The organism is Aeromonas sp. s7(2024) (assembly GCF_040907825.1).
GTDB classification, from domain to species: domain Bacteria; phylum Pseudomonadota; class Gammaproteobacteria; order Enterobacterales; family Aeromonadaceae; genus Aeromonas; species Aeromonas veronii.
The window spans coordinates 199,882-213,003 of sequence record NZ_JBFOCM010000035.1 but is presented as its reverse complement, the minus strand read 5'-3'; the positions used below and the strand labels follow the sequence as shown (position 1 = coordinate 213,003).

Annotated in this window: 13 protein-coding genes; 8 read left to right on the top strand and 5 right to left on the bottom strand. The window is 58.0% G+C overall.

Annotated elements, in window-relative coordinates:
* Positions 1-62: 62 nt before the first annotated feature.
* The 3 genes from AB5Y73_RS15275 to AB5Y73_RS15265 all read right to left on the bottom strand — a co-directional run bounded on the left by AB5Y73_RS15275 (position 63) and on the right by AB5Y73_RS15265 (position 2,663).
* Complete coding sequence (locus tag AB5Y73_RS15275; RefSeq protein ID WP_118854207.1) at positions 63-785, bottom strand: PA1136 family autoinducer-binding transcriptional regulator; 723 nt, start codon at positions 783-785, stop codon at positions 63-65.
* Positions 782-1,645 (bottom strand): glyoxalase III HchA, encoded by an 864-nt coding sequence (hchA, locus tag AB5Y73_RS15270; RefSeq protein ID WP_118854208.1) that lies wholly within the window; start codon positions 1,643-1,645, stop codon positions 782-784. Before hchA ends, AB5Y73_RS15275 begins: the two co-directional genes overlap by 4 nt.
* 145 nt (positions 1,646-1,790) lie before the next feature.
* A complete protein-coding gene (locus AB5Y73_RS15265; RefSeq protein WP_118854209.1) occupies positions 1,791-2,663 on the bottom strand; it encodes a LysR family transcriptional regulator in 873 nt (290 codons plus the stop codon).
* A gap of 134 nt (positions 2,664-2,797) precedes the next feature.
* Between AB5Y73_RS15265 and AB5Y73_RS15260 the strand changes: the two genes are divergently transcribed.
* Positions 2,798-3,826, top strand: coding sequence for an NAD(P)H-quinone oxidoreductase (locus AB5Y73_RS15260; protein ID WP_118854210.1), 1,029 nt, complete (start codon positions 2,798-2,800; stop codon positions 3,824-3,826).
* A gap of 218 nt (positions 3,827-4,044) precedes the next feature.
* Here the strand turns inward: AB5Y73_RS15260 and AB5Y73_RS15255 are convergent, their stop codons facing one another.
* Together AB5Y73_RS15255 and tkt are read right to left on the bottom strand one after the other, a co-directional pair.
* Positions 4,045-4,878, bottom strand: coding sequence for a hypothetical protein (locus tag AB5Y73_RS15255; protein WP_139440045.1), 834 nt, complete (start codon positions 4,876-4,878; stop codon positions 4,045-4,047).
* Between the two features lie 217 nt (positions 4,879-5,095).
* Positions 5,096-7,087, bottom strand: coding sequence for a transketolase (gene tkt, locus AB5Y73_RS15250; protein WP_118854212.1), 1,992 nt, complete (start codon positions 7,085-7,087; stop codon positions 5,096-5,098).
* A 349-nt stretch (positions 7,088-7,436) separates the two neighbouring features.
* Between tkt and metK the strand changes: the two genes are divergently transcribed.
* The 7 genes from metK to ruvX all read left to right on the top strand — a co-directional run bounded on the left by metK (position 7,437) and on the right by ruvX (position 13,100).
* Positions 7,437-8,588 carry a methionine adenosyltransferase gene (metK, locus tag AB5Y73_RS15245; protein WP_005338519.1) on the top strand — a complete coding sequence of 384 codons (1,152 nt, stop codon included), beginning with the start codon at positions 7,437-7,439 and terminating at the stop codon, positions 8,586-8,588.
* A 68-nt stretch (positions 8,589-8,656) separates the two neighbouring features.
* Complete coding sequence (locus AB5Y73_RS15240; protein ID WP_118854213.1) at positions 8,657-9,184, top strand: SprT family zinc-dependent metalloprotease; 528 nt, start codon at positions 8,657-8,659, stop codon at positions 9,182-9,184.
* A 73-nt stretch (positions 9,185-9,257) separates the two neighbouring features.
* Positions 9,258-9,962, top strand: coding sequence for an endonuclease (locus AB5Y73_RS15235; protein WP_118854214.1), 705 nt, complete (start codon positions 9,258-9,260; stop codon positions 9,960-9,962).
* 119 nt (positions 9,963-10,081) lie between these two features.
* Positions 10,082-10,813 (top strand): 16S rRNA (uracil(1498)-N(3))-methyltransferase, encoded by a 732-nt coding sequence (gene rsmE / locus AB5Y73_RS15230; protein WP_118854215.1) that lies wholly within the window; start codon positions 10,082-10,084, stop codon positions 10,811-10,813.
* Positions 10,814-10,927: 114 nt separating this feature from the next.
* Entirely contained in the window at positions 10,928-11,878 is a 951-nt protein-coding gene (gene gshB, locus AB5Y73_RS15225) for a glutathione synthase (protein WP_103251480.1), read from the top strand.
* Positions 11,879-12,079: 201 nt separating this feature from the next.
* The gene (locus AB5Y73_RS15220; RefSeq protein ID WP_118854216.1) at positions 12,080-12,634 is read left to right on the top strand and encodes a YqgE/AlgH family protein; all 555 of its coding nucleotides are present in this window, start codon (positions 12,080-12,082) and stop codon (positions 12,632-12,634) included.
* A gap of 43 nt (positions 12,635-12,677) precedes the next feature.
* Entirely contained in the window at positions 12,678-13,100 is a 423-nt protein-coding gene (ruvX, locus tag AB5Y73_RS15215) for a Holliday junction resolvase RuvX (RefSeq protein WP_005343821.1), read from the top strand.
* Positions 13,101-13,122 lie beyond the last annotated feature (22 nt).

Here is a 13,122-nt window from a genome sequence, read left to right as displayed (position 1 = left end):
AATAAAAAAGAGACCGGCTGATGGCCGGTCTCTTTTTACATGCCAGACAAAGGGATGGCCCCTCAGCCCTCGATATCGCGGTTCCTGATCGCCACTCTGACCGCCTCTGCCGTGGTGGCTACACCGAGTCGACGGCGGGCACTGCGCAGATGGTTCTCGACCGTGCGCACCGAGAGTTTCAGGGTGGTGGCGATATCGGCATGGCGCCAACCCCGGGAGACCCACTCCAGCACTTCGCGCTCGCGCCCAGTGAGGCCACGCTCGTGACCCGCTACCGGCATCTCCATCAGCCGACGGGCAGCATGAAAAGCCGCCACCGCGATCAGCGCAAGGCCAACCCGAGTGTGGGCACTGGCATCGATCTGATCGCCGCCAAAGCTCATCGCCCCTTCCAGTCCCAACGGCCCATAGACGGGTACCTGCAAGCCATGTCGGCCCGGCCCCTCAGGATAGCGAACGATACGGTACTGCTCGCCAGCAGCGCCAACCGTTTTGCTCCAGAAGAAGGGCTGGTCTCGCTCCCTGATATGCATCGCCATCGGGCACTCGCGCATATAGGCATGCAGGTCGACCGCCTCGCCGCTCTCCAGCCACTCCCCCTCCAGCCAGTAGAGATGCTCGACCACCCCCTCCTCGCTGGCACTGATGGAGAAGAGCGCAAAGCGGTGATACCCCAGCGGGGTGGCAAAAGCGCGCACCAGCTGCTGGATCTCCTCCAGCCGCTGACACCCTTCCAGCGCCACCGCGACCTGCAGCGCATTCGCTGGCGACGACGACAACCTCATCGCTTGGCAACCGCCTCCAGCAAGGTGGTAGCAGCCAGCTTGCCGAGGTTATTGCCCGCCAGCGGGCTGTCACCGGTCAGCAGATTGCGATCCCGGCACACCTCTCCCGAGATGCCGTTGTTGACGATCTCAAAGCCAATCTCTTTGAGCTTCTCGCCAAACTTCCAGGTGAGGTGGCCAGGCATATAGCCAATTGCCGGGGTCTGGGCATCCAGCTCATCGGGAAAAGCGCAGATCTTGTAGCCCGCGAAGGTCTCTGGATTGGCCACCGCCAGCAGCGCAGCAGGCCCGTGACAGAGGGAGATGATGAAGCGATCGTTAGCCATCGCCCACTCCAGCAGCGCTTTCACCTCGGCACTCTCCGGCAGCCCCATCAGGGCGCCGTGGCCGCCGGGAATAAAGACGCCGATATAGTCCGAGTCGGCGGTCAGCGCCTCTTTCAGCAGAGCGGCCAGCTTGGCCGGTTGGCGGAACTGCGCCTGATATTTGGCATAGAGCCCCAGCACCTCTTCGTCTTCGCCGGGCATGGCCCACCACTCGAACTTGACCGGATTGCCGGAAAGGGTGGCCACGTCAAAGGCAAAGCCCGCCTTGTCGAGGTGATACATGGGCAGCAGGGTTTCGACCGGATGGTTACCGGTGGAAAACAGGGTGCCGTTGTCGGTGGGCAGATAACGCTCATCGGCACCGATCAGCAGGATCTTCCAGCGCCCCTCCCGATAGGGAGCGGGATAGTCGGCCCCGGCAAGGTCAGATTTGCGCGAGGTGAACTGGCTCAGGGAGTAGGGCGATGGGAAGAAGGCATTCTGCTCTGCCGGATCCGGGGTTGGTTGTTTATCGTCAACAAGCATGTCGGTCATGGGTCAGGCTCCAGTAGTGGTGGACTCGGTCTCACAGTATTGACTGTCAGAGACCAAGTAAATGAGGGTTTTCCCTCAACCGCCATGACTATGGCAAGAGGTGTGACCACGCTGCGACAAAACCTGAACAGAATCCCCGCCAGACTTAGGCCATCGCGGCAAATGCCCTGACGATGGCATCCATGACCGCCCTGACCCGCGCGGCATGCTGCACATCCTGATGGGTCACCAACCACACATCGTAGGATTGCTGTAACTGCCGCTCGGGCCAGACCCGCACCAACCCGGCTTGCTCTGCGAGCGAAACCGCTACCTCGCCAAGCCCCAGCCCCATCAACAGGGCCTGACGCAGCATCAGGCTGGTATTGACTCCCGCAGCGACCGTGGCCCCCTCGGCCGCCTCTTCGAGCATCATTGGCGAGCGAGCGCTCTGCCAGTGGGGCTCATACACCACCAGCGAATGGCCCGCAAAACCGGTGCCCGCTTCGGGAATGCCATGGCGAACCAGATAGTCGGCGGAGGCATACAACCCGACCGGCCAGGAGGCCAGCTTGCGAATAATCAGGTCGGGATTGTCCGGCTTCACCGTCCGGATCGCGATATCCGCTTCCCGCAGGGACAGATTGACCACCTGGGTCGAGGTATTGAGGATGACCCTGATATCGGGATAACGCTGATGCAGCTCGGTCAGAGCAGGTATCAAAAAATCCATCCCCAGGGTGTCTGTGGTCGCCACGCTGACCTCCCCGACCAGACGGTTGTCGACCCCTTGCGCCGCCCGCACGAAATCAATAGCTGCCAGCTCCATCTGCTGGGCGCTGGCCAGCACTATCTCCCCGACATGGGTCAGCACATACCCTTTGGATGTGCGGAGAAACAGCGTGGCCGCCAGACGATGCTCCAGTGCAGCAATCCGTCTGCCAATGGTGGCCTGATCGACCCCGACCACACGGGCGGCGCCCCTCAGGCTCCCTTCCCGATGCAACGCCAGAAAAATTTTCGCATCATCCCAGTTCATCACGACTCCCGATTGAAATGCATTTTTGCATTACAGGTGAGGGATAATACTGCGTTTATTCATCAGCAATCTCCACTATCTTGGTGCTCATCCCATCCGGGGAACCTCATATCACCTCGTTACAGGAGCCGCTGATGCATAACGCCTATTCCATTCCCGCCACCATGAGCGCGGTAGAAATTACCCAGCCAGGTGGCCCCGATGTCTTGCAACTGACCACCCGCGCCACACCGGCGCCCAAGCCCGATGAGGTTTTGATCCGGCACTATGCGACCGGCATCAATGGGCCGGATGTGATGCAGCGCAAAGGGCTCTACCCGCCTCCGGCAGGAGCATCGGATATTCCCGGGCTGGAGGTCGCCGGGGTCGTGGTCGCCAAGGGGGAGCAGGTAACTCATCTCAAGATTGGCGACAAGGTCGCCGCGCTGATTTCGGGTGGCGGCTATGCCGAGTACAGCGTCGCCCACCAGAGCAATGTCCTGCCCCTGCCGCCCGGATTGAGCTTTGTCGAAGCCGCGGCACTGCCGGAAACCTTTATGACGGTCTGGTCAAATATGTTTGAACGGGGCCAGTTTAAAAAAGGCGACATCATCTTGATTCATGGCGGCGCCTCCGGCATCGGCACGACCGCCACCATGCTGGCCAAGGCATTTGGCGCCGCAAAAATCATCACCACGGTCGGCTCACCCGAGCAGCAGGCCGCCAGCATCAAGCTGGGCGCGGATGTGGCCGTACTCTACAAGGAGGAAGATTTTGTCGAGGCAGTGTATGCAGCCACCGATGGCCATGGCGCCGACATCATTCTCGATATCATTGGCGGGGAGTATGTCGCGCGCAACTATGCGGCGGCGGCCATCAATGGCCGCATAGTCCAGATCGGCATTATTGCGGGCGCCGCCCCCAATCTGGATCTGTTTCCCATGCTGCAAAAGCGACTGACCCATATCGGCTCTACCCTGCGCTCGCGTACTCCTCAGGAAAAAGCCGAACTGATTGCCCAACTGCAAACTCATGTCTGGCCATTTATCGAACACGGCGAGATCAAACCGCAGGTTTACCAGACCTTCCCGCTGGATGAGGCCGCTGCCGCTCACCATTTGCTGGATTCAGGCCGTCATATCGGCAAGCTGGTATTAACCATGGCACCCTTGTCGTCAGATTGATAAGGCCCATGGTGGAGCAGGCCGAGGTGGATGCGGTGATGTCCAACGCCGAAAGCACCCCGCCGCAGGCGTAAGATTTGTTTTAAATAATAAAAAGAGACCGGCTGATGGCCGGTCTCTTTTTATGTAACATATGGGGCATTATTTTTATGACATCGTTTTAAAGAACGCGAACGTCCGATTACGCTTCGCTAATCGATTCTACAAATTAACTTTGTTTATCTATTCGGGATTTTTTCCAAAGCCCATTTACTTGGTTCAGCTACAGCCAATATAGGTGCACAAACTCTAATATCAACATGAGACATTAAACCATAGAATAAACAATCTAAGTTTTTATCATTCAAAAAATAAACTACAAAGATATCTAAAGAATTGAATTTATTTTTAAATGAAAACTTATCAGAAACACTATGGTGATTAACTAATGCTTTTAAAAAAGTATACTTTTTGTAAACATCAATTACTTTTTCTGATTCCTCTTGAGCATCAACCATAGCTAAATCTAATTCTACATCACTTATCGATGATTCGTTTCTAATAATTACTATAGGGTCTATCTCATTGAAAGCTCGCCGTAAATAGTTGAAATGCATATCTTGCCATTGCATTCTCACGATTGCTTTATGAATATCCTCCTTCATCGCACTATATAGTTCATCGAAGTTATTTGCTATGTTTGACAACTGAGTCATTGACTGGTCAAGATTAATTAAATTGCTGTCATTACCCACTTTGATGTTTTCAATAACCACGACCATTTTATCTATTTGTACTCTTGCCTCCGCAGCAATAATAAGCTGTCTTTGCTGAGTAACACTTTTTCTATATTGCAGCAATGCTAGTCCGAAAGCCAATGCGGTCGCTATTTGGGCAATACCATTAATAATGTCCAAGAATGTTATTTTATAGCTACTGTCAAAGGTACCAACCAAACCATAAACTACACAAACGCCATAGGTTATATATGCCGTTGCAATGACAACAACTAAAAATAAACAAACAGCATCTAAAGAAATAGGTCTTTTTATATTAGGTTTTTCAAATAACACTTAAATCCTCCCATCTTATGATCCTGATCTAACAACACAATATTACTAGAGGTCAAAAATGGAAATACTATACAGATTTTTAAACAAAATAAGCATGACTTTCCTCAAACCAATAAAACGTAGTAAGAAATAAAAACGCCCCCCATCTTGCGATGGGGGGCGTTTATTGACTCAGCGATAGGGCCTAATATTGCTCAGCCCAAGGTGCCGATGGGCATTACAGGGACTCAGCGGTCGCAACCACGTTTTCCACGGTAAAGCCGAATTCCTTGAACAGCAGCTCGGCCGGTGCAGACTCACCGAAGGTGGTCATACCGATAATCTTGCCGCCAAAGCCCACGTACTTGTACCAGTAGTCGGCGATACCGGCTTCGATGGCCACACGCTTGGTGACGGACATCGGCAGGACGGACTCCTTGTACTCGGCAGACTGGGCGTCAAACACGTCGGTAGACGGCAGAGAGACCACGCGCACGGCACGGCCCTTGGCAGTCAGCTGCTCATAGGCGGCAACAGCCAGTTCCACTTCGGAACCGGTGGCGATCAGGATCAGCTCCGGAGTACCGGCGCAATCCTTCAGCACGTAGCCACCCTTGGCGGTGTCGGCCAACTGCTGGGCAGTACGATCCATCTGGGCCAGGTTCTGACGAGAGAAGATCAGAGAGGTCGGGCCGTCGGTACGCTCGATGGCGTGTTTCCAGGCGATGGCGGATTCAACCTGGTCACACGGACGCCAGGTGCTCATGTTCGGAGTCAGACGCAGGGAGGCGATCTGCTCAACCGGCTGGTGAGTCGGGCCATCTTCACCCAGACCGATGGAGTCGTGGGTGTAAACGAAGATAGCGCGCTGCTTCATCAGGGCGGCCATGCGCAGGGCGTTGCGAGCGTACTCCATAAACATCAGGAAGGTAGCGCCGTAGGGGATGAAACCACCGTGCAGGGCGATACCGTTCATGATGGCGGACATGCCGAACTCGCGTACACCGTAGTGGATGTAGTTGCCGGAGGCATCGTCGTTGGTCAGAGACTTGGAGCCGGACCACATGGTCAGGTTGGACGGAGCCAGGTCAGCGGAGCCACCCATGAACTCCGGCAGCAGCTTGCCGAACGCTTCCAGAGAGTTCTGGGACGCTTTACGGGTTGCGATCTTGGCCGGGTTGGCTTGCAGGGTTTCGATGATCTTGGCGGATTCAGCAGCCCAGTTGGCCGGCAGTTCGCCAGCGGTGCGGCGCTTGAATTCGGCAGCCAGAGTCGGGTGAGCGGCTTCATAGGCGGCGAACTTGGCAGCCCAGTCGGCTTCCAGTGCAGCACCCTTCTCCTGAGCGTTCCACTCGGCAGCGATATCGGCCGGGATAACGAACGGCGCGTGGTCCCACTTCAGGAAGGCGCGAGCAGCGGCGATCTCGTCGTTGCCCAGCGGTGAGCCGTGGCAGTCGTGAGAACCGGATTTGTTCGGGGAGCCGTAACCGATGATGGTGCGGCAGCAGATCAGAGTCGGCTTGCCAGTCTCGGCCTTGGCGGCTTCGATGGCGGCATTGATGGCTTCCGGGCTGTGACCGTCAACAGCCGGGATAACGTGCCAGCCGTAGGCTTCGAAACGCTTGACGGTGTCGTCGGTGAACCAGCCTTCTACGTGACCGTCGATGGAGATACCGTTGTCATCCCAGAACGCGATCAGTTTGCCCAGTTGCAGGGTACCTGCCAGGGAGCACGCTTCGTGGGAGATACCTTCCATCAGGCAGCCGTCGCCCATAAAGGCGTAGGTGTAGTGGTCAACGATATCGTGGCCCGGCTGGTTGAACTGCTCAGCCATGGCTTTTTCGGCGATCGCCATACCCACGGCGTTGGTGATGCCCTGACCCAGCGGGCCAGTGGTGGTTTCAACGCCCGGTGCATAGCCGTACTCCGGGTGACCCGGGGTGCGAGAGTGCAGTTGGCGGAAGTTTTTCAGATCGTCGATGGAGAGGTCATAACCGGAGAGGTGCAGCAGGGAGTACAGCAGCATGGAGCCGTGGCCGTTGGAGAGAATGAAACGGTCGCGGTCGGCCCACTTGGGGTTGTTCGGGTTATGTCTGAGGTGGCTACGCCACAGCACTTCGGCGATATCCGCCATTCCCATGGGGGCGCCCGGGTGACCGGAGTTGGCTTTTTGAACGGCATCCATACTCAATGCACGAATGGCATTGGCAAGCTCTTTACGAGAAGGCATCTGAATCTCCTGCGATTGCTTCATTTGATGGCCAAGATTAAGGCGCGTTATTGTCCCAGCAGGGCGCGCGGCGTGCAAATATTATCTGGATGAATAAAGTGGCTTTGGGAGGACAATCGCTTTTCTTGCCCTTTATTGACCAAAGCAACCAGAGAAAAACGTTTGATTTCCATCCCTTTCGGGATAGGAGAGCACCGCTTGTGACCCATTGGACACTGCGCGACAAAATAGTGCTGGCAATCACGGGGGGCGCTAATTAAAATAGACGTCCAGATGTAGATACCTCTACACCATCCCATTCATCCGGTTATTGCCGTGGCGATAACCCAGACAAGCTGAGACTCTTATCATGGCAAAGCTGTTTACTTCCGAGTCGGTCTCCGAAGGCCATCCCGACAAGATTGCGGACCAGATCTCCGATGCGGTCCTGGACGCCATCCTCAAGCAAGATACCAAGGCACGCGTTGCCTGCGAGACCCTGGTCAAGACCGGTATGGTCATGGTGGCTGGCGAAGTAACCACCTCTGCCTGGGTTGATATCGAAGAGATCGTGCGTGATACCGTACGTGAAATCGGCTACACCCACTCCGACATGGGCTTTGACGCTGACTCCTGCGCCGTGCTGAACGCCATCGGCAAGCAGTCCCCGGATATCAACCAGGGCGTTGACCGCAGCGATCCGCTGGAGCAGGGCGCTGGCGACCAGGGCCTGATGTTCGGCTACGCCACCAACGAAACCGACGTGCTGATGCCGGCCCCCATCACCTACTCTCACCTGCTGGTGAAACGTCAGGCTGAAGTGCGCAAGAACGGCACCCTGCCGTGGCTGCGTCCGGATGCCAAGAGCCAGCTGACCTTCGCCTACGACGACGCAGGCAAGATCATCGGTGTGGATGCCGTTGTTCTGTCTACCCAGCACGCCGAATCCATCAGCCACAAGGATCTGGTTGAGGCGGTACGCGAAGAGATCATCAAGCCGGTGCTGCCGGCCGAGTGGGTCAACAAAGACACCAAATACTTCATCAACCCGACCGGCCGTTTCGTTATCGGCGGCCCGATGGGTGACTGCGGTCTGACCGGTCGCAAAATCATCGTCGACACCTACGGCGGCATGGCCCGTCACGGTGGTGGCGCCTTCTCCGGTAAGGATCCGTCCAAGGTTGACCGCTCCGCTGCTTACGCCGCCCGTTACGTTGCCAAAAACATCGTTGCCGCCGGTCTGGCCGATCGCTGTGAAATCCAGATCTCCTACGCCATCGGCGTGGCTGAGCCGACCTCCATCAGCGTCGAGACCTTCGGTACTGCCAAGGTCGCCGAGGAGCTGCTGGTCAAGCTGGTGCGCGAGCACTTCGAACTGCGCCCGTATGGTCTGATCGAAATGCTGGATCTGAAGCGCCCGATCTACCAGGCTACCGCTGCCTACGGTCACTTCGGTCGCGACGAGTTCCCGTGGGAGCAGACCGACAAGGCCGAACTGCTGCGTTCCGCCGCTGGCCTGTAAGGCTCGCTGTTGTGATAAAAGGGGAGCCTGGCTCCCCTTTTGCTTATCCGCCATTTGACGAGATGTTGATGTCTGCCACCCCTGCCCAGCTTGTCGCCCTGCTGCAACAACGCGTAGAAGCCTGCTTTGTGCAGGCCGAGGCGCGCCTTGGCCGCACCTTCCCCCGCCCGCGGATCTACTGCAATATGCGGGGCCGGGCGGCAGGCTCGGCGCGGCTGCAAACCTGGGAGCTGCGCTTCAATCCCGCCCTCTATCAGGCCAACCAGCAGGCGTTTCTGGATGAGGTGGTGCCCCATGAGGTGGCCCATCTGCTGGTCTATGCCCTGTGGGGTGAAGGGCGCGGCAAAAACCGGGTGCTACCCCACGGCCGCCAGTGGCAATCGGTGATGCGGGAGGTGTTCGGCCTTGAGCCCAGAACCACCCACAGCTTCGATCTGGCGGTACTGGCCCAGCGCACCGTGCCCTATCGCTGTCACTGCCAGCAGCATCAACTGTCGATACGCCGCCACAACAAGGTGGTGCGTGGCGAAGCCCGCTATCACTGTCGTCGCTGCAAGCAGCCGCTGGAGCGGGAACGGCCGGAGCCAGAGCAGTAAGCCAGCTTGTGTCGCGCCCCTGTGGTAGGGTGCCCGCCATCGTTCGTCAATCACCCCGTTTGCAAGGAATCTCATGCGTTTCATCTCCTCCCTCGCCCTGACCCTGCTGGCCGGTTTGCCGCTGCTCAGCGCCCCCCTGCACGCCCAGACCTTTCGCGAAGCCAAGCAGGATCTGGTGAAGATCTATCGCAACCAGCCTGCGGTCACCACCTTCTACTGCGGCTGCGACATCGACTATCAGGGCAAGAAAATGAGCCCGGACCTCGCCAGCTGCGGCTATGAGCCGCGCAAGCAGGCCAAACGCGCCGCCCGCATCGAGTGGGAACACGTGGTCCCCGCCTGGGAGTTCGGCCACCAGCTGCAATGCTGGCAGGATGGCGGTCGCAAGAACTGCGAAAAAGCGAGCCCCGAGTTCAACAAGATGGAGGGGGACATGCACAATCTCTTCCCCGCCATTGGCGAGGTGAACGGCGATCGGGCCAACTACCGCTTTTCCGACTGGAACGGCAAGCCGGATCAGTACGGCCAGTGCCAGATGCTGGTGGATTTCAAGGATCGTCGGGTGCAGCCGCCCAAGGGGCCGGTACGGGGCCAGATTGCCCGCGCCTACCTCTACATGAGCCAGCAGTATGGGCTGCGTCTGGCAGCGCAACAGCGTAAACTGTTTGAAGCCTGGGATCGCCAGTACCCGGCAGAGGGCTGGGAGTGCGAGCGCAACCGCCGCATCGGCAAGCTGCAGGGCAATACCAATCCCTTTATTGAAAAGCAGTGCCAATAACCCCATTTGACCTGGGAGGGGATAGCCCCCTCCTATCATGAAACCCTTCCCTACTGCCGCGTGAGCCTTGCTCGCAGCAGGATATGAAGGGTTTCCAAGCAAGAGACTGACAAGCAGCCATGCGCATTCCACGTATCTATGAACCGGCCACCCTGCAAGTTGGCCAGACCATCGCCCTGTCGGAAGACGGCGCCAACCATATCGGCCGGGTACTGCGCATGCAGCCGGGCCAGCAGCTCGAGCTGTTCAATGGCGATGGCAATCAATACCCCGCCACCATCGCCAGCGTCGGCAAAAAGTCGGTGGAAGTGACCATCGACCGCTGCGATACCCAATCGGTGGAGTCACCGCTGGCCATCCACCTCGGTCAGGTGATCAGCCGTGGCGACAAGATGGACTTCACCATCCAGAAATCGGTGGAGCTGGGCGTCACCTGCATCACCCCGCTCTTCTCCGAGCGCTGCGGCGTCAAGCTGCCGGCCGATCGGCTGGAGAAGAAACGCGAACAGTGGCAGAAGGTGGTGATCAGCGCCTGCGAACAGTGCGGCCGCAACGTGGTGCCAGAGGTGCGCATGCCGATGGAGCTAGACGCCTGGCTGGCGGAAGAGACCAAAGAGCTCAAGCTCAACCTGCACCCGCGCGCCGAGTACAGCATCAACACCCTGCCCGTTCCCGAGCACGGTGTGCGCCTACTGATTGGCCCGGAAGGGGGCTTGTCGAGCGACGAGATCGCCCGTACCGTTCAGGAAGATTTCAAAGAGATGCTGCTGGGGCCGCGGGTGCTGCGCACCGAAACCGCCGCCCTGACTGCGATTACTGCGCTGCAGTGCCGTTTTGGCGATCTCGCTTGATACTATCGGCCGCATCAATCAGCCCCATGGCTGCATCGACGCAGCCGCAAGCGGCCGATTACGCTGCGCTAATCGACCCTACAACCCAATCGAGCCATTAAAAAGGAACAGCGGATGACCATTAAACTCGGCATCGTGATGGACCCCATCTCGGCCATCAACATCAAGAAAGATTCCAGCTTTGCCATGCTCGAAGAGGCGCAAAAGCGCGGCTATGAGCTCTTCTATCTGGAGATGAAAGATCTCTACATGGAAGCCGGTCGTGCCTTTGGTACCATGCGCCCGCTCACCGTCAAATATGACTATGCCGACTGGTACACGCTGGGCGAGGTGGTTGATCAGCCCCTCTCCAACCTCGATGTGATCCTGATGCGCAAGGATCCGCCGTTCGATACCGAATTTATCTACGCCACCTACATGCTGGAGCGAGCCGAGGATGAGGGTTGCCTTATCGTCAACAAGCCGCAGAGCCTGCGCGACGCCAACGAGAAGCTCTACACCGCCTGGTTTGCCGAGCATACCCCGACCACGCTGGTGACACGCCGCGCCGACAAGCTGCGCGCCTTCCACGCGAAGCATAAGGACGTGATCCTCAAGCCGCTGGACGGCATGGGCGGCGCCTCCATCTTCCGCATGAAGGAAGATGACGCCAACGTCGGCGTGATTATCGAGACCCTGACCGCCCACGGCAGCCAGTACTGCATGGCGCAAACCTATCTGCCCGCCATCAAGGATGGCGACAAGCGGGTGTTGGTGGTGGACGGCGAACCGGTGCCTTACTGCCTCGCCCGCATTCCGGCGCAGGGGGAGACCCGTGGCAATCTGGCGGCCGGTGGCCGTGGTGAAGCTCGCCCCTTGAGCGACGCCGACTGGGCCATCGCTCGTGCGGTAGGTCCGACGTTGAAAGAGAAGGGCCTTATCTTCGTCGGTCTCGACATCATCGGCGACCGCCTGACCGAGATTAACGTCACCAGCCCGACCTGCATTCGCGAGATTGAAGCGGCCTTTGATGTCCATATCACCGGCATGCTGATGGATGCCATCGAACGTCGGCTGGGCAAATAATCGCCAGGCAGGCTAACCGGCCTGTTCAGGGGTAATCCGCCACTGACAAGCCCGGAAACAGAGAGGGTGGCCCGGCGCCACCCTCTCTGTTTCAAGACAATCCGGAAAGGGGCGGGATCTCGCCCAGCCCAAAAAGCGGTTTTTCCCATGGGGATCAACTGCCATAATTGACCTCAAATACCTTTGCACTATTTGGCCTCTATGCAAACACTGCAAAATCACTTCCTGCTTGCCATGCCAAGCCTGACGGATCCCTACTTCGAGCGTTCGCTAGTCTATCTGTGCGAGCACAACGAAGAGGGCGCTATGGGCTTGGTCGTCAACATTCCAGTCGAGATGTCGCTGGAAACCATGCTGACCCAGCTCCAGCTCAATCCGCCCAACAACCCGGAACTCAAGCAGCCGGTGCTGCAAGGGGGGCCGGTTCACGCCGATCGCGGCTTCGTGCTGCACAGCTTCCGCCCCGGTTTCAACTCCACCCTGCTGGTGGGGGATGAGATGATGGTGACCACCTCCAAGGATATTCTGGAAACCCTGGGTACGAGTGAAGCCCCTGCCCATTGGCTGGTGGCCCTTGGCTATGCCGGCTGGAGCGCCGGGCAGCTGGAGCAGGAGCTGGTGGACGGCGCCTGGCTGGTGATCCCCCCCAATCCGGCTCTGGTGTTCAAGACCCCCATTCACAAACGTTGGCAGCAAGCTGCCGCCAGCATAGGGGTGAACCCGGTTCACCTCTCCAGCGACATCGGCCACAGCTGATCGGCTGGCCCGCTCCGCTCTCTATTTCGAGGATTTATCAGTTATGTCATCACGCAGCATCATGGGCTTTGACTATGGCACCAAGAGCATTGGCGTCGCCATCGGTCAGGAGCTGACTGGCACAGCCCAGCCTCTGCGCGCCCTCAAGGCCAACGACGGCATCCCCAACTGGGACGAGATTGAGAAGCTGCTCAAGGAGTGGCAACCGGACCTGCTGGTGGTCGGTCTGCCGCTGAACATGGATGGCACCGATCAGGAGATCACGGTACGGGCCCGCAAATTCGGCAACCGGCTGCATGGCCGTTTCGGCAAGCCGGTGGAGTTCAAGGATGAACGACTCACCACCACAGATGCCCGCGCCCGCCTGTTTGAGCGAGGCGGCTATCGCGCGCTGGAAAAAGGCAGCGTGGACGGTGTCTCGGCGCAGTTGATCGTCGAAGCCTGGATGGAAGAGCAGTACAACTAAGCCATCAACAGCAAGGCAAGGG